Source organism: Calderihabitans maritimus, from assembly GCF_002207765.1.
In the GTDB taxonomy this organism is placed as follows: domain Bacteria; phylum Bacillota; class KKC1; order Calderihabitantales; family Calderihabitantaceae; genus Calderihabitans; species Calderihabitans maritimus.
Genome location: NZ_BDGJ01000005.1, coordinates 18,256 through 42,825, shown reverse-complemented (window position 1 = coordinate 42,825; position 24,570 = coordinate 18,256). Strand labels below are relative to the sequence as shown.

The window sequence follows — 24,570 nt, the reverse complement described above, 5'->3', positions numbered from 1 at the left end:
CTGGTCTACGAGCACCCGGTCGTGGAAGCAGGAAGCCTTGAGTAGAGATATTTTTCTATGAAAGGTGGAACGGTGGTTCGAACGAACGAACTGCGGCACCCGATGGGGATAAGAGTGCTCCATCGGGGACATGCTATTATGATAGTATTGATGGGTCCGGCTACCGAGAATCCGCTCACCGGCCGGAAAGCTGGGTAACAATATAAAACGCCGGGTTAAAGGGTAAGAAAAATGGAGAAAAAATTAGTACTTGGGTTAGGTAACCTTCTATTAGGTGACGATGGGGTAGGAATTCACGTTATCCGCGAGTTACAGAAAAGACCTTTACCTTCCAACGTCCAACTGGCAGACGGGGGAACCTCCGGATTCGAACTGCTGACCTACCTGGAGTCGGCTCAAAAAACTATTATTATCGATGCCATGAAAGCAGGATGCCGGCCTGGAACTATTTATCGCCTGGTTCCCGGAAACCTCCGGTTTCAGGAGGAAGAAACCTATTCCCTCCACCAAGTCGGCTTAAAGGAAATCTTGAGTTGGTTGGAATATACCGAAAAGAAAACTGTGGTTACCATCATCGGGGTAGAACCAAAGACTATCTGCTATAGCCTGAAATTGTCTCCAGAACTGAAAAGACAACTTCCCCGAATTGTCAGTTTGGTTCTGGAAGAGCTAGAAAAAGGAGACAAGACTTAAAAGGAAAACAATTTTTAAAAAAAAAGCTTGGCGCTCACAAAATTTGTAGTTGGGTAAATCTATGAAAGGTTACCCTGATATGTTAGAATAAAAATAGCTAGTGAGACTATTCCAGTTGAAGGAGGCAGCAATAATGTTTGGAATCATTTCCACTCCCGGACCTTGGGAACTTATATTAATTTTGATCTTAGCGTTGATAATTTTCGGCCCAGGCAAGCTCCCGGAGGTAGGTAGGGCCATAGGAAAAAGTTTGAGAGAATTTAGGAAGGCTTCTCGTGAAGTAACCGAAAAAATCTCGGAAGAATTAGAGGACAAAGAGAAGGCGGGGGAAAAGTAACAGCAATGGCTACCATGTACTGCGGGTTGGGTCCAGCCAGGAGGGATAGCCAGTGGAAGAAAAAGTAATGTCGCTGAGAGAGCACCTGGAGGAACTACGAAAAGTACTAATAATATCATTGGTAACCTTAGTCTTTACTACCGTCGTTTCTTATTTCCTCCTACGCGAACAAATTATGGCCATCCTGCTTGAGCCGGTCAAGCCCTTCAAAATCTCATTAGTTTACATAACATTTACGGAAGCGTTTCTTACTCAGCTCAAAGCAAGCTTGCTAGCCGGAATAGTCCTGGCTATTCCCATCATTCTGTGGCAGATCTGGAGTTTCATTGTCCCGGCTTTGAAGCCGCAAGAAAAGAAGTATATACTCCTTTTAGTCCCTGTCTCCACCATTCTTTTTATCGGGGGTATACTCTTTGCCTACAAGACGGTTTTTCGGCTCGCCGTCCAATTTTTCATTATCCAGGGCGGCGTGGTTCCCGGATTAACTCCCATGATTTCTATAAGCAAATATTTTTCTTTTCTTATATCCTTTCTAATCCCGTTTGGGTTAATCTTCCAACTGCCATTGGTAATCATTTTTTTAACCCGCATTGGAGTGGTTAACCACAGGCTTTTAGCTGCCAACAGGAAATATGTCCTCCTGCTTATCTTTACCGTAGCAGCCATTTTGACACCCCCGGATGTTATTTCTCAGATACTAATGGGAGGCCCTATGTATTTACTATATGAAGTTAGTATCTGGCTATCCCGCCTGGCGGCTGTCAGGTCCAAAAGAATGGTGCAAGAACAGGACACCTAGTTCATGCTTCCTTATAACGCCGGTAGCCTTTCCAGACTAAAAGGGCTGTTAAACCGACAATTAGCAGAGAAAAATATAGAGCAGAATTTATAGTTCTGACCATCACTCCCGCTTCCCAAGCTGGTCCCGCATTCCCGGTTATCACCATCGCGTCTGCTGCACCTCGCCAGTTGAAAATAAGAACGGCCACTCCCACACCTAGAATGGTTCCAATGTTGCGCATAACGGAAATGAGGGCATTGGCGATACTTAACCTTCGGTCAGGTACGCTGCCCATGACCAGAGTATTGTTGGGTACCTGAAAAATTCCCATCCCCATGCCCAATAGGGCCAAACCGACAGGGATCACTATCAAGCTGTTCTCTGTAATCAAACCGGCCAGCAAAAGCAAACCCGAAATCTGGACCAGCGGTCCGATAACCGTCAGAGGTCGAGGGGAAAGATAATCAGACAAGCGCCCGCTTAACGGGGCCGTAACAGCCATGGCCAGGGGGAAGGCGGTCATAACTGCGCCAACCTGTTGGGGGGAAAGGTGTTGAACCAGTTGCAAGTAGAAGGGTAAAAGAAACATTACGGGAGCTACAGCCACAAAAATTAACAATCTTGCTCCGTTTCCAACTAAAAAAACGCGATTTTGAAAAAGCGTTAAATCAACTAAGGGAAACTGAGTCCTCTTTTCAATTATATAAAATAACCCATAGGACAGTATCGATATCAGTAGCAAAGTAAAGGTTCTACCGTTCCAACCCTGCTCGGAAACCTGAAAAGAAAGAAAGAGAAGGCTGTTGATGCCCACTGCAAAAGTTAGCGCCCCCACCCAGTCCAATTTCTCCCTTCGGCCGACACCACCTGAAGGTAAAACGTAATAAGAGAGGATACTCCCCAGTAAACCTACCGGTACATTTACCCAGAAAATAGCACGCCAGCCCAAGGTGCCAACCAGAATTCCTCCCAGAGCCGGGCCGGTCAGGGAACCGGCAGAAACCACCATACCGCTGATACCCAAGGCCCTACCCCGTTCTTCTTCGGGGAACACTTGGGTAACCAGAGCCAGGGTGTTAGCCATGAGCATGGCTGCCCCGAAGCCCTGCAATACGCGGAAAACAACTAATTGCCCCACGTTTTGAGCCATACTACAGAGGGTAGAACTTCCGGTGAAGATGAAAAAACCGGTGGAATAGACCTTTTTGCGGCCCACCATGTCGGAAAGCCTGCCAAATACCAGCAGCAGGCTGGCTATGGTTACGAGATAGCCGGTTACTACCCACTGCAACCGGTTAACGTCTCCATATAGTTCTTTACCAATGGTAGGAAGGGCCACATTTACTATACTGCTGTCGAGAGTGGCCATGAAAGTTCCTACAGAAACATTGGCCAATACCCACCAGCGCTGAGAGGAAGAATGTTTTATTTTCCCTAACAGTCTCGACCACCTGCGCATGTGATATCCCCTAGTTCATGACTCTAATTAATATCTAACTTTAATGCAGTTTTTTCTTGTAATCCTCCAATTTAACCACCTTAACCTCTTTCCCCTTGCTGCCTTTCACTTCACCACTATCGCTTTGCGCCTGGCTCATCAGTTCTTCCAGGGAAAGAGTAAAAGCAGCCATCCTATCGGTCATAAAAATATCGGCACCGGCCCGTAAAGCTAAGGCAATCGCATCACTGGGGCGGGAATCTACGTAGATCTCCTGCTCGTCATGGACAATACAGATCTCCGCATAATAGGTGCCTTCCTTAAGGTCATGGATCACAACTTTTTTTATTCTGGCTCCTAATTTTTGACACACGTTGTTTAACAAGTCGTGGGTCATAGGCCGCGGTATCTTTATACCTTCTAAGGCCAGCGCGATGGCCTGAGCCTCAAAAGGACCCACCCAAATAGGCAGCACTTTCTTTTCTTCCTTATCCACCAATAGCACTACCGGGCTCATAGACTGGTCAAAAACTACCCGGTAAACTCTTAACGGGACCAGCATTTTATCTCTCCTTTCTCCGGTTATCCCAATTTTACAGGAGCAGACCGCACTCTTTCCCAAATTAGCCTCTTAACTACATAGTAACATAATAAACCCCAAAATTTAAATGCGGGCTTCTCACCCATATTTCACAAGCCCGCTCCTAAACGGCGAATACCGGTCATTTGGTCGTAATCATTTTTCTTCACGCCCACTTTGTCGTTTTACAAACCCGGTTACAGTAGTAATGAGGAGGAACAAAACGATGCAGCATTTTAGAAAAACATGTGCCAAAACCCTGGGTCAGGGCGCTTCTTTAACCGTCGATAGGCTAGCAGATTCTCGGTAATTGTTCTCCTGCCATCATATCTATCACCCGTGAGCCTCCAATAGCCGTTTCAAGATATACTTTGCCCGGGTTACCGGCCGTTACCTCGCCGATGATAGCAGCATTGCGACCGTAGCGATGCTGTCGCAAAGCCCTTAAGGCATCGTCCGCTTGGTCCTTGGGTACAACAGCCAGTATTTTGCCCTCATTGGCCACATATAGAGGATCAAATCCGAAAATTTCACAGACGCTGGCCACTTCTTCCCTCACCGGGATCTCCGTCTCATAAATCTTCATGGAAACCCGGGAGGCTGCAGCCAGCTCGTTTAGGGTAGTGGCCACCCCCCCTCTGGTCGGATCTCTCATTACCCGTACTCCTGGAGCCGCATCTATCAAATCACTAATCATGCCATTTAAAGGAGCCACATCACTTAAAACCGGAGACATAACCGTCAACCCTTCCCGGGCAGCCATCACCGCTATACCATGGTCCCCTATAGTCCCACTGAGTAATATCAAATCCCCCGGTTGGGCATTCGTGGATGAAAGATTAATACCCTCACGGGTCACCCCTATACCTGCGGTATTAATGTAAAGCCCATCAGCAAGACCCTTTTCTACCACTTTGGTATCACCGGTAACAATTTCCACCCCGGCTTCTTCCGCCGCTTTTTTCATGGAATTTACAATGTCCCGCAAACTGCTTAGGGAAAATCCTTCTTCAATGATGAAACCGACGCTTAAATATAAAGGCTTAGCTCCACCCACGGCTAAGTCATTTACTGTGCCACAAACGGCTAATTTGCCTATATCTCCCCCTGGAAAAAACAAAGGATTAACCACATAAGAATCAGTAGTAAACGCTATATTTCCCTTGGGCACAGTAAGATTTGCCTGATCCTCCAACTTTGCGAGGACAGGGTTTTGAAAGGCCGGAAGAAAAACTTCGTTAACCAGACGACGATATAATTTACCTCCACTTCCGTGAGCCAGCAGAATTTTATCTTCCACGTCCTCACCTCCCGTACTTATAGTATGCGGCACAGGTACCTTCCACGGAGACCATACAGGCACCCACCGGTTTTTCCGGAGTACAAACTTTGGCAAACAAAGGACATTCCAGCGGAGTAATAGCTCCTCGCAAAACCTCGCCGCAACGACATCCTTTGGGCTCCGGTTGATCGGGCACTTCAACATTAAATTTAACTTTAGCGTTAAATTTTTGATAGGCATCCTTTAACCGCAAACCCGTACCGGGAATAATTCCTAAACCTCTCCAGTACTCATCTGCGGGTTCAAACACCTGTCGGAGGACTTCCATGGCATGAAGATTGCCTTCCTTAGGTACCCCTCGCCTGTATTGAATTTCCACCTTAGCCAGGTTGGCTTTCAATTGCCACAATATCATATATATACTTTGCAGAATGTCCAGCGGTTCAAAGCCGGCAATGACCGCAGGAATGCCAAACTCTCGTGCCACAAACTCGTAAGGTTCACTGCCGATAACCGCACTGACATGACCCGGACAAATCAACCCGTCGATTTTCACTTCTTCACTGGACAACAAGACCCTTAGGGCGTTGGGAATAGTCTTAAGGTAACCTAGAATGCTGAAATTGTTCACGGCCAATTCCTCGGCAGTCAAAACCGAGGCAGCAATGGTTGGCGAAGTGGTTTCAAAACCAATGGCAAAAAAAACCACCTCTTTATCCGGGTTACTTTGGGCCAGAGTTACCGCTTCCAGGGGCGAATAGACAATCCGGACATCAGCTCCCGATGCCTTTGCTTGTGCCAAACTAATCCGGGAACCGGGGACTCTCATCATATCTCCAAAAGTGGTAAAAATAACATTGGGCTCTAAGGCTATTGCCACCGCTTCATCGACTGCCTTGTGTGACGTCACGCATACCGGACAGCCGGGACCCGATATCAACTTTACGTTAGCGGGCAAAAGTTTTCGAATACCATGCCGAAAAATAGCCATGGTATGGGTTCCACAAACCTCCATGAGCGTCACCGGTCGGTCGGCAATTTCGTAGATTTTGTCCAATACCGCTTTTACCCGCGCCGGATCTCGATATCCTTTATTCGGGTTCACACTGCGCCAACTCCTCTAAGAGCTTCAGTGTTTCCATTGCGTCCTGTTCATGAAGTACTTGAATGGCAAATCCAGCATGTACCAATACCCAATCCCCAACCTTGGCATCGGGAAGCAATCGGAGACTTGCCTTTCGCACTACGCTGCCGAAATCTACCTCCGCTATCTTGGTTTCGTCTTTTATCTTAATTATTTTTCCAGGTACTGCTAAACACATGGACCATTCTCCTTCCCGGTTTTTAATACTTTATGGTAGGCAATTAAAGCTTGCCCCAGAGACAGCCCCCCGTCATTGGGAGGCACCCGGCTGTGGGTCAAAACCCTGAAACCGTGTTCAGTTAATAATTGGACAGCCAGATTTAACAAGTAGATATTTTGAAATACCCCTCCGGTGAGGGCCACTTTGTCCACATGGTACTCTTTCCGTATTGAAAGACAGGTTTCCAATATGATACGGGCCACGGTATTGTGAAATCTTGCCGCCATCCTCCCCGTTTCCGTTCCTTCCTTGATGTCCTCCACCAGGGACCGGAACAGTGGTTTCCAGTCAATTTGCCATTGACTGCCGGAACGGATTTCAAACGGATACGTAACAGTTTCTCCCGGAGTTATAGCCTGTTCCAGCTCCACCGCAGCCTGCCCTTCATAAGTAACTGTATTCCTTATGCCAATTAACGCAGCCACAGCATCAAACAGGCGACCACAGCTGGAGGTCAGAGGCGCATTGATATTTTGCAAAATAGCCTGCTTTAACGCAGGCCAAACTCCGGGCAAAGCTCTGACAAAACTTATATCCAATTTGTCCATCTCACTTCCGTAAGTAGCGAAAAGATAAGAAGCCGCCATACGCCAGGGCTCCTCAATAGCCTTACTTCCCGACGGCATGGGGACATAAGCAAAATGGGCTACCCGCTGAAAATTCTCGTAATCACAAAGCAGAAATTCACCGCCCCACAGGCACCCGTCCGTGCCGTAACCGGTACCGTCAAAACTCACACCGATCACCGGTCCGTTTTCCCTATTATCCGCTAAACAAGAGGCAACGTGAGCGTGATGATGCTGTACCCCGATTTTCGTTACGTTGCCTGGATAATCATGAGCATACTTGGTGGAAAGGTATTCCGGATGAAGGTCATAGGCCACAATTTCTGGACTGATATCAAACAACTCTTTAAAATGATTGATACCTTCCTCAAAACTCACCAGCGTGGGTAAATTTTTCAAATCCCCAATATGGTGACTAATAAACGCGTTATCACCTTTAGTCAGACAAAAGGTATTCTTCTGTTCCGCACCGCAAGCCAGTATGTGTGGGACGTGTAAGTGAAGTTTTATCGGTTCGGGGGCATACCCTCGCGACCTCCGGATCAAGACTTCTTTCCCCTGGTTGACCAAGGCCACGGAATCGTCACATCTCCGGTAGATTTTGCGGTCATGCATCAAAAACAGGTCGGCAATTCCTTTAAGGCGCTCCAGTGCATCCTCATCCCGATACGCTATGGGTTCATCGGAGATATTTCCGCTGGTCATCACCAGAACTTGAAATTCTTCCATCAACAGATAATGTAGAGGGGTATATGGAAGCATCACCCCTAACCGGCGATTACGAGGCGCAATTTCTTCAGGCAACACAACATCATTTCTTTTTTTAAGCAACACAATAGGACGCCGTGGCGATTCCAACAGCTCACATTCCACCGGTTCTAACTCACAGAACCGCCTAACCGTTTCGATGTTCCGCATCATTACCGCAAAGGGCTTTTCCCATCTGGCCTTTCTGCTACGCAGAGCGGATACGGCTTCATTATTCAGGGCATCGCAACACAAATGGTAGCCACCCAGCCCCTTCACCGCCACAATTTTGCCATTTTTTAGTTCTTCTTTGACCCGCTGCCAGACATCTTTAACCTCTATCAATTCTCCCCGGGCATTTTTTAAATAAACCTTAGGTCCGCAAACAGGACAAGCGTTGGGCTGGGCATGGAAACGCCTGTTGGAAGGGTCATGATACTCAGCCGCGCATTCCGGGCAAAGAGTAAACTCTTTCATGGTTGTATTTTTACGGTCATAGGGAATTTTTTCCACTATAGTAAAGCGGGGGCCGCAGTTGGTGCAATTTATGAAAGGGTAACGGTATCTTCTATCGCTGGGGTCAAACAATTCCGCCCGGCAATCATCGCAGGTACCCACGTCCGGGGATACCAACGTAGATGTCTCCCCGCCGCTGCTTTCCTGAATCTCAAAGGTCTCGTACCCTGCTGGAGGTAAATACGAAATATCTATCTTCTCAACCCGGGCCAAAGGAGGGCCGCCGTTTTGTAAACAAAAAATAAATTCGTTTATTTTCTCCGGCTCTCCTTCAATTTCTATAAATACGCCCCGGGCAGTATTTTTTACCCAGCCATTCAACTCTAGTTTTACAGCCAGGTTGTAAACAAAAGGGCGAAACCCCACCCCTTGTACAATACCGGAAACCCGGAGAGCAGCTCTTTTACTCATTCTCTTGTTTTTCCCTCACCTTACTTACCAGCCATTCAGCCCAATTATCTAACCCCTGCCGGAGGCGGCAGGAAACTTCAAATATTTTAATATCAGGGTTAATGTTCCTAATATCTCTTTTTAATTCCTCCAAATTCACATCACTGAAGGGCAGTAAATCAATCTTATTAATCACTACAGCACTCGCCTCCAAAAAGGTCCTGGGGTATTTTGCCGGCTTGTCTGCCCCCTCAGCAATGCTCAATACTACGACCTTAAAATCTTCACCCAGGTCAAAGGCCGCCGGGCACACCAGGTTACCTACGTTTTCAATAATCATTAAATCAACTTGAGACAAATCAAAGTCCGGCAATACTTTAGCAATCATTTGGGCATCAAGATGGCAGCCACCGTTAGTGTTAATCTGAATTACCGGAACACCGTGAGCGGCAATACGACTGGCGTCACGGTCCGTGGATAAATCTCCCTCGATAACCGCTGGTCGGATTTTTTCTTTTAGCATACCTATGGATGCCTCTAATAGAGTAGTTTTGCCCGAACCGGGTGACCCCAGAATGTTGACGGCCAAAGTGCGGTGTTCCGCAAAATTCCGCCGGTTATGCGCCGCTATTTTTTCATTGGAATCATAAACACCTTTCATCACTTTAATTTCCATGAAATGTTCCTCCTATTCCGCTTCTATACTTTCTATCGCCAATTCAGTGCCACCGATCATCCGCGTATTCCTGCTGCCACAATTTGGACATGCGAGAGGAAACCCCTCACTGGTAAATTCCTTTTGGCAATCCAGGCATCGGCCGGTTAAGGGGGTTTCTTGTATTACTAATTCAGCCCCTTCGCACTTTGTCCCTTCAGAAAGCACCTCAAAGCAAAAGCTTAGGGAATCAGGCATTACATTAGACATTTTTCCCACTTTAAGTGTTACCCTCTTAACTTTTTTTACTTTATAGTCCGAAATGGTCTGGTTAATAATATCGAATATTTGCATCATTAACGACATTTCATGCATTATTTTATCACCTTAGCCACAGTATTTCCGTTTTGCCTAGATATACTTTAACAAAAAAGCCCCTATAAGAAAAGGGCTTCTTTCCTGGTATTTTTGGGTTCAAACGGCCAGCATGCCGTATCTTTCATTTATACCTTCCCATAAATTTTTTCCAAAGATTTAATCACAGCTTCTTTAATGACCGGGATGGCCGCTGCTACTTTGGCACAGCAGCCTTCCCGGAAGGTACTATTGTCTTCCACTTCCACCACATAGATTTCAATGTCACTGGGCATATCTAGATCCATCATGCGTCCAAGTTCTAAAGCGGTAGCAAAGTTAATCTCGTGGACGGAAGCCAAACGTACCGTGGAGAACAGGGAGTCGATATCTAGTCTGTAGACTTCACCGATTTCTCCTTTACCGGTTTTAATAGAATCGATAATAATAGCCTTCTGATACCCTTGTAAAAGGTCTAGGAGATTAAAACCGGCTAAAGAACATTCCATAAAGGTGACATCGGGGTGAGCGACCGACTTTTGCAGTTCCTGCAAAGCATAAATCCCCACGCCATCATCTGCCAGGATGGGATTGCCCAATCCGATGACAATGGTTTTGGGGGCTACCGTATTATTTTGTGACATAAGGTTTTCTCCGCATCAAATATCCGAATTTCCAGAGGCATTTGACCCGGCAGAGAGTGGGTAGCACATGCCATGCAGGGATCGTAAGCTCGGAATGCCATCTCAACCATATTTAACAGCCCCTGCTCCACCTGGCCGTTTTTAATTAATTCCTGCGCTGCTTTCTTCACGGACATATTCATAGCCGCGTTATTATTTCCGGTGGCCACAATCAGGTTAACCTTTTCAATCATACCATTAGCATCGGTGCGGTAGTGATGAAATAAAGTACCCCGGGGAGCTTCCACAATTCCCACCCCTTCTGACGGCGTAGCAGTGGGGAGACGACGAATATCTTTACTTGTAATCGCTTCATCAACGGCCAATTCCAGTAATCTTTCCGCGGCATACATTAATTCCACCAGCCTTGCCCAGTGGTAGGCTAAAGTAGCCTGGACGGGTTTCTTCCCTAAAGTTTCGTACATCCTTTCATAGGCTTCCTGAGCCATTGGTGTAGCCATTCCATCGGCAACATTTAAACGAGCCAGCGGCCCAACCCGGTAGATCCCACTGTCAACACCATCCACGAAGCCTTTCCATCCTACTTTTTTCAGGTACGGAAATTTCAAATATGTCCAAGGCTCCACATGTTCAGCAATATGGTCAAGATATTCTTGGGCATCAAATTTCGCAAATTCCTTACCTTCCTGGTCAACCACTCTAACTTTCCCATCATAGAAGTTGACCTTATTGTTCTCGTCGACCAAACCCATAAAATACGTATTAATACGGTAAACTTCTCCCTGAATCAACTCAACATAACTTTTATTTTTGAGTACCACATCCTCAAAAATCTTTAACGACAGTTTAGCAAACTTTACACAAGATTTAGCCTTTTCCTCAATGTCTTTCCGCTCATCCTCATTGAGGCCTTTACTCATACCGCCCGGTAACCCGCATACCGGATGAGTAGCCTTACCCCCTATTATCGCTTGAATTTGCTGGGCATAAGACCTATGCTTGATAACTTCTTTCCCAATTTCTAAACCGACCTTTGCTATAACCCCGAGAATATTTCTTTCTTCCGGTTTTGCGTCAGGACCCAGCACAAAATCGGGTGCAGCCAGAGCGTAAAAATGGGCGGTGTGGGAATGTATGATATGGGCACAATACATTAGCTCCCGTAGCTTTTTGGCAGTAGGAGTCGGCTCTACAGACCACACTGCATCCAGGGCTTTCGTTGAAGCCAGGTGATGTGCTTCGGGACAAACCCCACAAATGCGGGATACTATACGGGGTAGTTCTTCCGCAGGGCGCCCCTCGCAGAATTTTTCAAAACCCCGCAACTCAGGGATTTGCAGATAGGCGTTTTCTACATTACCCTCGTCATTCAAAAATATATCGATTTTGCCATGCCCTTCTAACCTGGTAATCGGGTCGATGGATATTTTTTTCAAGATACCTTCCCCTCCTTGCGTTTTCGCCTCAACATGGAATTGGGCAATCCAAACCTGTAAAAAGTACCCGCTGGATCAACTATCATCTTATTAATTTTCTTTATTTCTTCAGGGTCCGCAGAATCTATAATGGAAGCAATAGCACCTACCATTTTGGCGCCTTCATCAAGTACTTCCGCAGCAGGACCAAAGCACCCGCGGCAGGGCATATTCACGCCGGTACACCGCCCCCCGCATCCTCCCCGGGTAGCCGGACCGCAACAGATAATTCCCTGCTCCAGCAGACATTTTTCCGGGTCGACCTCTACTTCATGAGGGCGCTTAAATTCTTTTACTTTTTTATCTTCCTTTACTCTGCCGCATTCATGACATAAAGCCTTTTGCCCGGCAATTACTGTACCTTTGGGAGGTAATTTGTTGGTAGCGATGGCGTCAATGGCCCTGACAATTAAATCCACCGGAGGCGGACAGCCGGGAATATAATAATCTACCTCCACCACTTGAGGTAAGGTAAACACATCGTTATAAAACTCAGGAAGACTCAATTCACCTTCCGGTACTTGTACAGTGGCAAGAGGGACCATTCCCTCAGCATTGTCTGTAGAAGGAGTGTCTTTGTAAACGCGGTCGACTATCTCTTCCTTAGTGAAGAAATTGGCCAAGCCGGGGATGCCTCCAAAACAGGCACAAGAGCCATAGGCGATAAGAATCTTACTTTTTCTCCTTAATAAACGCGCCATCTCTTCCTGTTCCGATAGACGTATGGCACCGTTAAAGAGGCAAACATCTATGGCGCCATCTTCCATTTTTTCAACGTCCTCGTATTTTCCATCCGCAGCCAGGGGCCACAACACAATATTGGCCAGTTCTCCCACCTGAAGAATCTTTTCGTCAATGTCCAGGATGGATACATCACAACCGCCGCAAGCAGCAGTCCAGTATACAGCTAAATTGAGTTTAGGCATATTTTTTCACACCTCCTTGAGGCTTAAAAGGCCCCAGCTTTTTCAAAGTGGCCACCATCTCTTCTACAATTCTGGCAAACTTATCACCCTCGGAAGCCGATACCCAGACCAGCTTATATCTCTCTTCCTCAATCCCCATTTGTTTAAGCAATTCAGTGATTAACGGAGCGCGGCGCATAGCTTTTATGTTTCCATCTACATAATGACAATCGCCTGGATGGCACCCGCTTACCAACACTCCGTCGGCCCCTTCCTGAAAAGCTTTAAGTATGAAAGTCGGGTCCACTCTACCGGAACACATTACCCGTACAATTCTTACGTTAGCCGAATATTTAATCCGAGATATTCCTGCCAGGTCAGCACCGGTATAAGAACACCAGTTACATAGAATTCCTACGATTTTAGGTTCAAATTCCGTATTCATCGCAAAACCCCCTCTATTTCAGCCAGAATTTGTTGATTGTTGAAATGGGCAATGGAGATGGCATTAGACGGACATCCAGCAGCACAGGTTCCACACCCTTTACATACGGCTTGATTAATTTCTGCAACCTTTTTCTCTTCATTAAAGGTAATGGCTTTGAATGGACACAACCCAATGCAAATACGACAACCGGCACAAATGTCTGGGTTTGATGAAGCCGTTACCGGAGAAATTTTCACTTTACCGGTGGCGATTGTAGCCAACGCCTCCGCTGCTGCTGCAGAGCCCTGAGCCACAGAATCGGGAATATCCTTGGGGCTTTGACAGCATCCGGCAATATAGATACCGTCTGTTGAAGTGGTTACCGGGTCAAGTTTAATGTGGGATTCCAGAAAGAAACCATCCGGACTCCGGGAAATACCGAAAATCTGGGCAACCTTGTCGGCATCATGCCGAGGCACAAGGGCAGTGTTTAAAATCACCATATCTACAGGAATCTCCCGGTAAGCCCCCAAAAGGGTATCCTCTGCCCGTACAACCAACTGTCCATTTACCTCGGCAACCTCCGCTCCCTTACCCCGGATAAAGTTGACACCTTCTTCCTGAACCCGCTTGTAGAACTCTTCATATTGTTTTCCAAAGGTACGCATATCAATATAAAATTCAAACACTTCGGCATCGGTCTTTTCTTTTACTAAATGGGAAAACTTGACTGAACTCATACAACAAACGCGTGAACAATACTTTTGGTAATTCTCGTCCCTGCTTCCAATACAATGCAACACCGCTACCCTTTTAGGTTCTTCTCCATTTTTCTTAAGGATTTTACCCTGAGTGGGGCCAGAAGCATTGGTAATACGTTCAAACTCAATACCTGTATAAACATCGTCGTATATCCCATAACCATATTGAGGCGCTTTTCTGGCATCAAACAGTTCATACCCAGTGGCTAAAATGATAGAACCTACCTCAATTTGACGAATTACTTCTTTCTGAGAAAAATCTATGGCATCTCTTTGACAAGCCTTTACGCATTTCTTAGAACACTTGCCTTTGGTCAATTGTAGACAGTGTTTGTCATCTATAACGGCTTTTAATGGTACCGCCTGGGGAAAAGGAATATAAGCGGCCGGCCGTTTCTTTAATCCCTCCTCAAAACTACATGGAATTCTGTCCTTTAATACACAGGCTTTTTGGCAATCGCCACACCCGGTACATTTATCTACATCGACGTAACGGGGTTTTTGCTTCACGGTGACTGTAAAATTGCCCACGTAGCCGTCGACATGCAGAACTTCGGAATAGGTAAGCAGTTCCACGTTAGGGTTTTGGGCTACGGCAACCATTTTGGGGGTAAGAATACAGGCGGCACAATCCATGGTGGGAAAAGTCTTGTCAAACTTGGCCATTTGCCCCCCAATACTGGGTTCCCTCTCCACTAGATATACTTTATGACCAGCCTCTGCAATTTTAAGGGTAGCCTGGATACCGGCGATACCACCACCGACCACCAAGGTAGCTTTATTTACCCCCACTTCCCGCTCTTCGATGGGCTCATGGTAAACAACCCGGCGCACTGCTCCGTGCACTAAGGCCTTAGCCTTTTCTGTAGCCTGCCGGGGGTCTTCAGTGACCCAAGAGCACTGCTCCCGAATATTGGCCATTTCTAACAAATACCCGTTTAATCCCGCTTTTTCCAAAGCAGATTTAAAAGTGGGTTCGTGCATGCGCGGTGAGCACGATGCCACAACCACCCTAGTTAGACCATATTCCTTGATATCATTTTTGATTAGGTCCTGCCCCGGATCAGAACACATATATTTATAATCACGAGCAATAACTACGTTATCCAAAGTTCCGGCATACTCGGCTACTTCTTTCACATCTACTTTACCCGCAATATTGTATCCACAGTGGCATACATAGACACCAATTTTTGCGTTCAATTTTCACACCTCCTAAAGGAAGTTTGCTAAAGCTTTGGCCGGAGAAACAATGGGCTTGTCCAGTCCTAATTGGCGACTGTTGGCACCCAAGGCCAGACCGGTAAGCTGGGTAAAATAAATTACCGGTATCTCCAGATTGGTCCCAAATGTTTCATTAACTTTATCTTGATAGGCATCGAGGTTTAGCTGGCATAAAGGACAAACGGTTACGATAAGGTCTGCCTGTTGCGAAGCAGCTTCAAGTAAAATTTCCTTAACCATTTTTAACGCCACTTTTTCTTTGGTAGTCGATAGCGCACCGCCACAGCATTTGGTTTTATGATAGAACGGTACTGCTTCCGCCCCGAGGCGCTGCATTAACATGTCCAGCGTTCGGGGCTGCTCAGGGTCATCGAAGGTTCTGGGACGTACAATTTGACACCCGTAATAGCAAGCTACTTTCAAACCTGTCAGGGGTTTAACAATATGCTTTTCCCACTCTTCGGCATCGAGGGAAGCAAGAACTTCCAGCAAATGTTTAACCTTTATCTTTCCGGAAAAATTCAAACCCACTTCTTGTAGCATTGTCTGCACCTGTTCATTTATCTGGGAATACTTATTCAACTTTTCCGCCGTCCGCTTTAATGCTGAGTAGCATGCATTACATGCTACCGCCACGTCGGTTTCTTTGCTTTCCGCCCGGGCTAAATTCCTGGCTGCCAGTGCAATGGCTAATACAGGGTCCACTGAAGGTGCTGCAGTCGCCCCGCAACAATTCCAGTCATCTACTTCGATTAAATCAATAGACAATTTTTTACATGTCGCCTTTAAAGATAGGTCGTAATCTTTCGCCGAGGCGTGAAGGGAACATCCGGGATAATACGCATATTTCATTGGATGTCACCTCTTATGCGAGCATTTTGAATTAAGCGCCTAAACTCCTCTTTATTCTTGATTTTGGCAGGAATAAAGCTTATACGCCGGCGGAGCAAGAGTTTAAAGCCTAAAGGCGCAAATTGCTTCCAGAGCCGGCTGGCGTCTGTTTCAAAGGAATACCGGGCAATTAGTTTGTTTTCATTCAGTCGACCGGTGTCTATCACAATATCACTGAAGACGCGGTAAAAAGTAGAACTGTCGTGCTTTTCCGGTAAAATATTTTCCTTTATAGCTAGAGATTTGAGCAAATACATGATTTCTGTAAATTCTATACCCCGGGGGCAGCGAACACTACATGAATAACAGGACGCGCATAACCAGATGGCGGCACTTCGTAAAACCTGTTCTTTCATTCCCGCCCGTATCATAGCGATGATCCGCCGGGGCGTGTAATCCATTTGATAACTGGTCGGGCATGAACCCGAGCAGGTGCCACATTGCATGCATTTCAGAATGGTTTCTCCGCCAGGCAGGGCTAAAATTTGTTCCAAAAAATTTGTATCGGTTCGTTCCTTTGGCAACTTGGCTAATGCGGGCAAGTAATATTCCTCCTTTCCGGTTGCTTTGAACTGCTACCATTGAAGCACCTATATTACATCCAAAATTCATGCCATTAACAATTTTCTGACTCTTTGTTTTTATAAAACCCGCGTATATTAACGCTTCGGAAGGTGTTCAAAACAAATCAAAAAGGCTAAAAGTGTACACCTCTGTTAACACTCGGCCTATTGCATCACTTTTTTGTGTACACTTTAGTTAACAGTCCATATTTTCTTAATTTTTTGTATAGTCCGGTGCGGGAAATTCCCAACATTTTGGCCGCTCGTACTTTATTCCCACCGGTTGCTTTCAAGGCATCAATAATCTTTTGTTTCTCAAAATTATCCACCATCATCCCCAACAAACCTTTGGGGTCCATTTCTCCAACTGGCATTCCGTCGCGAAGGGCTGGAGGAAGATGTTCCGGCCCAATATATCTCGATGGCGCAAGATTTATGGCCCGCTCTAATACATTCTCCAATTCCCTAACATTACCCGGCCAATCATAATTCATCAACATTTGAAAGGCTGCAGGATCAATTTCTGGGGCCGGTATTTCATATCGGTGGCAAAGTTTTGCCAGTATGGTACGTATTAAATAGGGAATGTCTTCCCGGCGTTCCCTTAAGGGGGGAAGATGCAGTTCCACTACATTGAGACGGAAATATAAATCCTCCCGGAATAACTTTTTATCGACCATATCCTTTAAATCCCGATTGGTGGCAGCAATGATTCTCACATCTACTTTAATTGGTTTAGTACCTCCTACTCTCTCAAACTCCCGCTCCTGAATTACCCGTAAAATTTTTGCCTGCATCTCCAAAGGCATGTCACCAATTTCATCCAGAAATATCGTCCCTTTATGGGCCAGTTCAAATTTGCCAGGTTTTCCGGTACTTCGGGCACTGGTAAAGGCCCCTCCTTCGTACCCAAAAAGTTCCGATTCCAGCAGGTTCGCCGGTATGGCTGCACAATTGATCTTAATAAATGGTCGGTTCGCCCGTTTACTTTTATGGTGAATCGCAGTACTTAATAGATCCTTTCCCGTTCCGGTTTCCCCAGTGATTAAAATGTTGACATCGCTGGCGGCCACCCGCTCTGCCAATTTCACTACTTCCTGCATCTTGGGATTATTGCTGATAAAAGGTTGAAAGTGCTTGTCGGGAATGTTTCTTACTGCCAGCCTTTCCTGGTAATGTTCTATCTCTTGTTCTAATAAAGAAAGTTTATGTTTTAACATTTGAATTGAACGCACTTCCTGAGAAATGAGTAAACTTATCCCTCCGACTAATTTACCGTTATGGAAAAGCGGTCTTTCCTCCAGAACCGCTTCCTGGCCATTAGCGGTAAATATAATCTTTGTCACAATTTCTCCCGTTTTTAATACCTGGGACATAAGCGTTTCTTCCATAACGTCGTTTATATTTTTTTTAACTGCCTCGTTGGGTATCCCAGCTAAATTCTGAAAAGCTTTATTCAAATAGATAATTTTCCCGACCTCATCAACAACCAGTATCCCTATGGGCAGACTTTCCGCGGCGAGAAATACAAGATTTTCTAGAAAATTGTCCTCCACTTTTATGTCACCTCATCACTCTACTTCGACATAAAAATATTGAAACCCTTCCGGATAAACAAAAAGTGTACACAAAGGTGTACACTATTACAGGAGAAATGGAATTTCGCTACTGTTCCTCAGTTGAACCGCTGCTACCCCTGCCTACATACCATGGTTAATCTTAACGGTTATACATAAAAGGATAGACCCTATAGTTCTCTTTAGAAGGTCTATCCATTCTTTGGTCTTGTTAAGGTATAAAAAGATATAGCGTTTATAGTATAAATTCATGGTAAAGTTTTCTCTGATAGGATTTGCTTTCCATTCAATTAACCACTTCTTACCTCCCTTAATTGTAAGGCCGGGAATAATTTTCCGCTTTTTTCCAAAGGAAATAAGAAACCATCAAAATAAGAATAACTGCTGCATTAAGCCCTAATTCTATAAAATAAGTAACCACATCAACCTCTGCAATGGATTTTTGAGCTTCAACAAAAAGCATCTGGCGGATACTGGATATAATACCAATGAAAAGAAAAGAGCTGATATTAAAGTCCTGGCGTTTCAAGAATCTAAGAACAGTCCAGAGAATTTCTTTAACAATAAGCATTAATAGAGCATTGCTGATAAGGGTGAGGATGGTAAGTAATGAAAATTCCTGCAGTTCCCGTATAGATAAAAGAAAAATCCCGGCGGTAGCAAAAAGAAGTATGACAGCTATCAAAATATGGATCAGGTATTCAGCACCAATAAGGATGCGTGAAATTTTCAAAACATCTGCTCCCTCCTTCGTTTAATCTCTCCTCCTAGAATCATCAGTATCCAGTTTCTACAGGACACCAATCATTTTTAAGCCTAACGGTAGTATAGCAGAATCACCCATGCTGTCAATACAGGGTTATCAAAACTCCTGAGAAAAGTTTGTAGCAACAAATTGAAGGGGCATTCCAGAAACCTAACTACAATCCATTAGTCTCCTTCGTCAAACTCGACGTAGAAAGCTCGTACATTATCCCATCTCCCGGTTGTCTTCAAGAGCCGGAAAGTCCAAACTTCCGGCCTGTAATTTTTTATATATAATTTCAACTGCCCTCTCAACTTCAGCTGACAAAGGAAAACCGAAGGCAACCGTCCGGGGCTGGATACCGATAAAGTAAACTGCCGGAGTTATCTCCTTGAGAGCACCGATAAAAATCGAGAGGGGTAAGTTATGCGTAGTCACTATAAATTGCCTGGCTATATCTTTTTCGGAAAGAAGCCGAATGCTCCCCGGCTCAAGCCCCATCTCAGCCGCATCCACAACCACTACCACATCGGGCCTGAGTTCGTTAACCACGTGTAGGTAATTTTCTGGAGCTGAACCTCCATCGATGACCTGCCATCCCTGGAGCGGTGATTCCTTCAGGGTTCGGGCCAGTAGCGGCCCGGCCCCATCATCCCCCATCATATCGTTACCCACCGTGATAATAAGTCCTTTCATAAAGACCGCACCACCAGATAGATAGCGGGCTCCCTTTCTATAGACCGCAGGAGCTGTAACAGGCAGTCGGCCCGTTTCTTCTCTTCTGGAAGGAAAGCGGGAGCAGCACCAGTCAAGACTTTAGTTAACGACCGCACATGCTCTTTAGTTATTTCCACCTCTCCCCACTTGACTACGCCTTCCATCTTACGCCTGGCCTCTCCTGGAGGAAGCTTGGCTATCCATTGTAAATACTCCTCCCGCGACATATTCATTACGGGAGAAAGACAGTCTACTACTCCCACATGATGACCGATGGCCAAGGCATAGTATTGTAACTGCTTGACCCGTGGAGATGCTTCCTTTTCGCTAACAAACTTTTTACTCAGCCGGTAAAATTCAACTTTACCCGCCATTACCAGTCGCCCTCTCCATGCTATCCGTAAAAATCTGGTGTAACTTCAAATAAACCTCTACCAGTCGCGGGTCTTTTTCATCCTTCAAAAGCTCCTTAACCTTCCGGTCAACTGCCTGCAGATCACCTTCTTCAAGAAACTGCAGGTACTTATCCGCTATCTGTTTGCCTTGCAAGTACCCACACAAACGGCGAGCTTCCCGCTCAATACCTTTACGCAGGTCGGGGTGGACATTCGGGTGCGCCGGTTGAACCCGGACAACTTCGTCTTCCACATGGTGCGCACCTTTAATCTTTTGCTGGAGAATATCAAGGGCAACTCCCATCCCGTAGAGCGTCGCAGCGGGCGTTGGGGGGCAGCCGGGAATGTAAACATCGACCGGAAAGATTTTGTCAGCCCCGCCCCATACCGAGTAACAATCGTGGAAGATCCCGCCGCTGCAGCCGCAGGTGCCGTAGGCTACCACAATCTTGGGATCGGGGGCCGCCCGGTATGCCCTCAGCGCCGGCAGACGCATAGGCCGAGTCATAGGCCCGGTAAAAAGTAGCACGTCGGCATGCCGTGGTGAAGCAACTACTTTAATGCCCAGCCTTTCCGGGTCATAGACAGGGGAGATAGATGCAAAAATTTCGATTTCGCACCCGTTACATCCTCCACAGTCGACCCGGTATACATACACCGACCGCCTGATAACCTTCTTAAGCTTTTCCTTCATTTCTGCTAGCTTCGCATGCTCTCGAGGGCCAAAATCTTTTTCGACGGTTGTCATTTTATTTCCTCCCCTGCTTGTGGTTGCCCGACCAATACAGGGATTTTATCGCAGCGTCGGTTCCTCGCCGCCGCTTGCATTGGGGGCAAACCTCCAGAAGCTGCCTGGTGGTAGCCACTGCCGTCTCCGGCAGACCGATATTTTCCAGGTTTGCCAGTATATATTCCAGTTCCTTGGCCGGAGCAAAGAATTCACCGCATGAGCGGCACCGTACCAACCGGAAATCCGCCCGACAACAAAGATCTTCCTTGGTAGTAGCAGCCAGCTCAAACTCTGGCGAAAGGGTGATGGCCCCTGTTGGACAGACTTCCTCGCAACGGCCGCAGAAAATACAGCGGCCATAGAAGATATTCCAGGATTTAATTCCCTCATCCAAATTACACTCTATAGTAATAGCATTGGCGGGACAGGCAAGCGCACACGCACCGCAGGCTATACACTGTTCAAAGTTGTAAACAGGTTTCCCGCGGAAGCCGGGAGACACCTCCAGCGGCTTGAAAGGGTATTCAACGGTAGCCTCTCCCACCTGTAGCGCTTTCTTAAGCAGTTTAAACATCCTTTGGCCCCCTTTCAGGAATCGAACTAAAGTTTAAGAGGCGAATACTTCCGCTCCCGGCAATAGTTTTCTAGTTCCTTGTAAGAAATGCTCTTCGTCTTTCTTTTTCGTACATCAACCACTGTAACCCTTTCGGTACAGGAATAACACGGGTCAATACTGGCCACAATCAGGGGTGCATCGGAGATGGTATTGCCTCTAAACATATACCTAAGGGACGGCCAGTTGTTATAAGTAGCAGCCCTAGCTCTCCAGCGGTACAGTTTCTGGTTATCCCCTGTCATTACCCAGTGAACATTTTCACCGCGGGGAGCTTCGGTAGCACCCAGGGCATAGGTGTAAGGTTTATAGGAAAACCCTTCAACTAGGATGGGACCGGGAGGCATTTCCAGAAGACACCTTTCGATAATATGGAAAGATTGATAGAGTTCCTCTACCCGAACCAATACCCGGGAAAGCACATCACATCCGTCCTTACTAATTACCTCCCATGGTACCCGCTCATAAGCACCAAAGGGATGATCTGCCCGGTTATCTCTGGCATATCCGGAACCCCGCATGTTAGGACCCACCGGACTGAAGTCGCGGGCCACTTCCCGTTCCAGCTGTCCTACACAACGAGTCCGCATTGTAAAGTTAGGAGTATTTATCAGAATGTCTAACAGTTCATCTAGCTCTGAACGCAATTCTCTAATCAATTGCAAAATTTGCTCTCTCTCTTCTCTTAAAATGTCCCTGCGTACACCACCGATCAAGTTCATACCATAAGTTTTCCGGCCGCCTGTAAGGATCTCGGCCATCCTCATCGCTTTTTCTCTAACCCGGAAAAGGTGCATAAAACCGGAATCAAAACCCACCAGATGAGCAACCAACCCGATATTTAAAAGATGGCTGTGCAGCCTCTCTACTTCCAACAAAATGGTCCGGATATACTGGGCCCGCAACGGCACTTCAATACCGTTGGCATTTTCCACCGCGGCAGCATAAGCCACGCTATGGGTATAGCCGCAAATACCGCAAATCCGCTCGGCTAAAAAATTAACCTGATCATAATCCATCCGGTTTTCAGCCATTTTCTCCACGCCCCGGTGCACATAAAAGAGACGGTAGTCCGCATCTACGATATGCTCGCCGTCCACGAAAAGACGAAAGTGCCCGGGCTCATCAGAAGTAATATGAAGTGGCCCCAGGGGAACCTCCACGATTCCCTCCCCTTCGACCTCGATAAAATCGTACTTTTCTTCCACAGGCTCGGGACGGTAACGATAATCCATGGCATCCTTACGGAGAGGATACAAGTTGTCCGGCCAGTCGTCGGGCAGCACCAACCTCCGGGCATCAGGGATGCCCACCGGCTCTAGACCGAACATATCGCGAACTTCCCGCTCGTACCATACGGCAGCCGGAACCCGCGGGGTGACCGATGGAAACTGCGGATCATTTTCAGGAATTAATGTCCTGACGGTAACCCACAGGTTATCCTGGGGATTTTTATTGCCTTCCATGGAAACGACATAATACAAGGCAAAATACCCGTTGATATTGCGCTCATCATTACCAACCATGCTGGAAAGCCAGCCATGGTGGCTGTAGTAGAGTTCGGCTACTACTTCCGGAAGATCGTTACGGTCAACTGTAATGGTCAGCTGTTCGGGCGTTTGGTAGGTCTCTTCGAGAATTACTCCAGCGCCGAATTTCACCCGCAAGGCGTCCAGGTATTTTTTTCCTCGTTTATTCTGGGTCCCAGGCGACATATTCATCAACCTCCCAAGATAATTTCAGCAGACCGCTCCAATAACTGGTTCAAAAATTCAGGAATGCCGATACCCAGAGTCAACATAATTACAAATAATATTACCAAAGGAACTAGCATCGCTAACCCAAGATCTCCCTTTTCATGCTCTTTCCCAGGAACCCCAAAAACAGTTCTGACCACGAAATTTAACATCGCACCGAAGACAACTGCCAGCGCTGCCAGTAGGATCACCGTCAATAACAAATAACCTTCCTTAAGAGCAACCGTTACCGTCAGGAATTTACTAATGAAGATGGCAAAAGGTGGAGAGCCACCTAGCGAAAGGGCGCCCGCAATCAGGAGAAGACCCGTAACCGGGGCAATCTTCAGTACTCCTTTAATTTTCTCCGTATCCCGGGTTCCGAACTTTTGAACTACGTTTCCTGCTGCACCAAACATGAGAGCCTTGGTAACGCTATGGTTGACCATTTGGGTAAGAGCAGCCATTATTCCAGCTGGCCCTCCAATTCCGAGTCCAAAGGCGATAATACCCATATTTTCAATACTGCTGTAAGCCAACATCCGCTTCATGTCTTTCTGCACCAGGATAAAGAAGGCCGCAATCACAACTGAAGCCAGACCCAAAGCTAACAATAACGTTCGCGGGAAGGTAAAACCAATAGCCTGCCCAATCAGAGCGTAATACCGAGTCACGAGCAAGAGACCGCAATTGAGAAGAACCCCTGAAAGAAGCGCGCTGGCAGGACTCGGCGCTTCGCTGTGAGCATCAGGAAGCCATGTATGCATGGGCACCAAACCAGCCTTGGTGCCAAATCCAATTAAAACAAACACAAAGGCCATCTTTAGAATGACCGGATCCATCGCCGCGGCTATCTTCAGTACCTCTGTCCACAGGGTAGCTTTTTCGACCTGCCCGGTAAGTTGAAAAGCATTAGCAAAAACGAGAATGGTCCCGAACAAAGCAAAGGCGATTCCAGCACTACAGATCAAAACGTACTTCCAAGCACCTTCTAAGGATGAACGATGCCGGTAAAAGCCTACCAAAAACGCAGAAGCAAGAGTAGTGGCCTCTAATGCTACCCACATGATCAAGATGTTGTTAGATAATACCGTGAGTAACATAGTTAAGATGAACAAATGATACAGACCGTAGTAAAGACCTAAGTCACGGGGGGTGACCTCACCCCGCCTGGTTTCATAAGCCAAATAAGGGATTGAGTATACACCTAGTAAAAATCCTAGACCGCCAATGATTAGAGTCAAAATCGAGGAAAGTTCATCCAATTTAAGGTTGCCTCCCAGGGCGCTAACCGCCCCTCCCGCGAGTACCTCTTTGATAAGAAAAAAAGTAACAAGCAGGACCCCTGCATTAGCGGCAACTTGAATAAACTCCAGGAAACGTCGCAACCGTAACGTAAAAGAAGCTGCCGCAGCCACCAAAGGAATAGCTAAAATAATCAGGAGCAACACTTCTCGGGACATG

27 protein-coding genes are annotated in these 24,570 nt (G+C 46.5%); 4 read left to right on the top strand and 23 right to left on the bottom strand.

Features of this window, described 5'->3' with window-relative positions:
• Positions 1 to 57 precede the first annotated feature (57 nt).
• The 4 genes from KKC1_RS15930 (at position 58) to tatC (ending at position 1,829) form a co-directional block, all read left to right on the top strand.
• Positions 58 to 198, top strand: coding sequence for a hypothetical protein (locus KKC1_RS15930; protein WP_153802834.1), 141 nt, complete (start codon positions 58 to 60; stop codon positions 196 to 198).
• A 33-nt stretch (positions 199 to 231) separates the two neighbouring features.
• Positions 232 to 693 carry a hydrogenase maturation protease gene (locus KKC1_RS01300; RefSeq protein ID WP_088552713.1) on the top strand — a complete coding sequence of 154 codons (462 nt, stop codon included), beginning with the start codon at positions 232 to 234 and terminating at the stop codon, positions 691 to 693.
• A gap of 133 nt (positions 694 to 826) precedes the next feature.
• Entirely contained in the window at positions 827 to 1,030 is a 204-nt protein-coding gene (gene tatA / locus KKC1_RS01295; protein WP_088552712.1) for a twin-arginine translocase TatA/TatE family subunit, read from the top strand.
• A gap of 52 nt (positions 1,031 to 1,082) precedes the next feature.
• Positions 1,083 to 1,829, top strand: a complete 747-nt coding sequence (gene tatC / locus KKC1_RS01290) for a twin-arginine translocase subunit TatC (RefSeq protein ID WP_088552711.1) — start codon at positions 1,083 to 1,085, stop codon at positions 1,827 to 1,829.
• A gap of 1 nt (position 1,830) precedes the next feature.
• Here the strand turns inward: tatC and KKC1_RS01285 are convergent, their stop codons facing one another.
• The 23 genes from KKC1_RS01285 to KKC1_RS01175 all read right to left on the bottom strand — a co-directional run bounded on the left by KKC1_RS01285 (position 1,831) and on the right by KKC1_RS01175 (position 24,569).
• The gene (locus KKC1_RS01285) at positions 1,831 to 3,270 is read right to left on the bottom strand and encodes an MFS transporter (protein ID WP_088552710.1); all 1,440 of its coding nucleotides are present in this window, start codon (positions 3,268 to 3,270) and stop codon (positions 1,831 to 1,833) included.
• 40 nt (positions 3,271 to 3,310) lie between these two features.
• Complete coding sequence (locus KKC1_RS01280; RefSeq protein ID WP_088552709.1) at positions 3,311 to 3,811, bottom strand: bifunctional nuclease family protein; 501 nt, start codon at positions 3,809 to 3,811, stop codon at positions 3,311 to 3,313.
• Positions 3,812 to 4,121: 310 nt separating this feature from the next.
• A complete protein-coding gene (gene hypE, locus KKC1_RS01275) occupies positions 4,122 to 5,129 on the bottom strand; it encodes a hydrogenase expression/formation protein HypE (protein WP_088552708.1) in 1,008 nt (335 codons plus the stop codon).
• Between the two features lie 4 nt (positions 5,130 to 5,133).
• Positions 5,134 to 6,216, bottom strand: a complete 1,083-nt coding sequence (gene hypD / locus KKC1_RS01270) for a hydrogenase formation protein HypD (RefSeq protein WP_088552707.1) — start codon at positions 6,214 to 6,216, stop codon at positions 5,134 to 5,136.
• Complete coding sequence (locus KKC1_RS01265; RefSeq protein WP_088552706.1) at positions 6,203 to 6,433, bottom strand: HypC/HybG/HupF family hydrogenase formation chaperone; 231 nt, start codon at positions 6,431 to 6,433, stop codon at positions 6,203 to 6,205. The genes hypD and KKC1_RS01265 overlap by 14 nt, the downstream gene beginning before the upstream one ends.
• Entirely contained in the window at positions 6,424 to 8,715 is a 2,292-nt protein-coding gene (gene hypF / locus KKC1_RS01260) for a carbamoyltransferase HypF (protein ID WP_088552705.1), read from the bottom strand. Before hypF ends, KKC1_RS01265 begins: the two co-directional genes overlap by 10 nt.
• Positions 8,708 to 9,370 carry a hydrogenase nickel incorporation protein HypB gene (hypB, locus tag KKC1_RS01255; protein ID WP_088552704.1) on the bottom strand — a complete coding sequence of 221 codons (663 nt, stop codon included), beginning with the start codon at positions 9,368 to 9,370 and terminating at the stop codon, positions 8,708 to 8,710. Before hypB ends, hypF begins: the two co-directional genes overlap by 8 nt.
• Before the next feature lie 12 nt (positions 9,371 to 9,382).
• Complete coding sequence (gene hypA / locus KKC1_RS17260; protein ID WP_368731541.1) at positions 9,383 to 9,715, bottom strand: hydrogenase maturation nickel metallochaperone HypA; 333 nt, start codon at positions 9,713 to 9,715, stop codon at positions 9,383 to 9,385.
• Between the two features lie 137 nt (positions 9,716 to 9,852).
• Positions 9,853 to 10,347 (bottom strand): hydrogenase maturation protease, encoded by a 495-nt coding sequence (locus tag KKC1_RS01245; RefSeq protein WP_088552716.1) that lies wholly within the window; start codon positions 10,345 to 10,347, stop codon positions 9,853 to 9,855.
• Positions 10,326 to 11,786 (bottom strand): Ni/Fe hydrogenase subunit alpha, encoded by a 1,461-nt coding sequence (locus KKC1_RS01240; RefSeq protein ID WP_088552702.1) that lies wholly within the window; start codon positions 11,784 to 11,786, stop codon positions 10,326 to 10,328. The genes KKC1_RS01245 and KKC1_RS01240 overlap by 22 nt, the downstream gene beginning before the upstream one ends.
• Complete coding sequence (locus tag KKC1_RS01235; protein ID WP_088552701.1) at positions 11,780 to 12,748, bottom strand: NADH-quinone oxidoreductase subunit B family protein; 969 nt, start codon at positions 12,746 to 12,748, stop codon at positions 11,780 to 11,782. The genes KKC1_RS01240 and KKC1_RS01235 overlap by 7 nt, the downstream gene beginning before the upstream one ends.
• Positions 12,741 to 13,172: a hydrogenase iron-sulfur subunit gene (locus tag KKC1_RS01230; RefSeq protein WP_088552700.1), complete on the bottom strand. Its 432-nt coding sequence runs from the start codon at positions 13,170 to 13,172 to the stop codon at positions 12,741 to 12,743. The genes KKC1_RS01235 and KKC1_RS01230 overlap by 8 nt, the downstream gene beginning before the upstream one ends.
• Positions 13,169 to 15,118: a CoB--CoM heterodisulfide reductase iron-sulfur subunit A family protein gene (locus tag KKC1_RS01225; RefSeq protein ID WP_088552699.1), complete on the bottom strand. Its 1,950-nt coding sequence runs from the start codon at positions 15,116 to 15,118 to the stop codon at positions 13,169 to 13,171. The genes KKC1_RS01230 and KKC1_RS01225 overlap by 4 nt, the downstream gene beginning before the upstream one ends.
• Before the next feature lie 12 nt (positions 15,119 to 15,130).
• The gene (locus tag KKC1_RS01220; RefSeq protein ID WP_088552698.1) at positions 15,131 to 15,991 is read right to left on the bottom strand and encodes a CoB--CoM heterodisulfide reductase iron-sulfur subunit B family protein; all 861 of its coding nucleotides are present in this window, start codon (positions 15,989 to 15,991) and stop codon (positions 15,131 to 15,133) included.
• Positions 15,988 to 16,572 (bottom strand): 4Fe-4S dicluster domain-containing protein, encoded by a 585-nt coding sequence (locus tag KKC1_RS01215; protein WP_088552697.1) that lies wholly within the window; start codon positions 16,570 to 16,572, stop codon positions 15,988 to 15,990. Before KKC1_RS01215 ends, KKC1_RS01220 begins: the two co-directional genes overlap by 4 nt.
• A 194-nt stretch (positions 16,573 to 16,766) precedes the next feature.
• Positions 16,767 to 18,149 (bottom strand): sigma-54 interaction domain-containing protein, encoded by a 1,383-nt coding sequence (locus KKC1_RS01210; protein WP_088552696.1) that lies wholly within the window; start codon positions 18,147 to 18,149, stop codon positions 16,767 to 16,769.
• Between the two features lie 331 nt (positions 18,150 to 18,480).
• On the bottom strand, positions 18,481 to 18,903 hold the full coding sequence (locus KKC1_RS01205) for a phosphate-starvation-inducible PsiE family protein (protein ID WP_088552695.1): 423 nt from the start codon (positions 18,901 to 18,903) through the stop codon (positions 18,481 to 18,483).
• Between the two features lie 237 nt (positions 18,904 to 19,140).
• The gene (hycI, locus tag KKC1_RS01200) at positions 19,141 to 19,611 is read right to left on the bottom strand and encodes a hydrogenase maturation peptidase HycI (protein ID WP_088552694.1); all 471 of its coding nucleotides are present in this window, start codon (positions 19,609 to 19,611) and stop codon (positions 19,141 to 19,143) included.
• A complete protein-coding gene (locus KKC1_RS01195) occupies positions 19,608 to 20,006 on the bottom strand; it encodes a formate hydrogenlyase maturation HycH family protein (RefSeq protein WP_088552693.1) in 399 nt (132 codons plus the stop codon). The genes hycI and KKC1_RS01195 overlap by 4 nt, the downstream gene beginning before the upstream one ends.
• Positions 19,996 to 20,775, bottom strand: a complete 780-nt coding sequence (locus tag KKC1_RS01190) for an NADH-quinone oxidoreductase subunit B family protein (RefSeq protein WP_088552692.1) — start codon at positions 20,773 to 20,775, stop codon at positions 19,996 to 19,998. Before KKC1_RS01190 ends, KKC1_RS01195 begins: the two co-directional genes overlap by 11 nt.
• Position 20,776: 1 nt before the next feature.
• On the bottom strand, positions 20,777 to 21,331 hold the full coding sequence (locus tag KKC1_RS01185) for a formate hydrogenlyase complex iron-sulfur subunit (protein ID WP_088552691.1): 555 nt from the start codon (positions 21,329 to 21,331) through the stop codon (positions 20,777 to 20,779).
• A gap of 26 nt (positions 21,332 to 21,357) precedes the next feature.
• On the bottom strand, positions 21,358 to 23,085 hold the full coding sequence (locus KKC1_RS01180) for a hydrogenase large subunit (RefSeq protein ID WP_088552690.1): 1,728 nt from the start codon (positions 23,083 to 23,085) through the stop codon (positions 21,358 to 21,360).
• Positions 23,086 to 23,090: 5 nt separating this feature from the next.
• Positions 23,091 to 24,569 carry a hydrogenase 4 subunit F gene (locus tag KKC1_RS01175; protein ID WP_088552689.1) on the bottom strand — a complete coding sequence of 493 codons (1,479 nt, stop codon included), beginning with the start codon at positions 24,567 to 24,569 and terminating at the stop codon, positions 23,091 to 23,093.
• Between the last annotated feature and the right edge of the window lies 1 nt (position 24,570).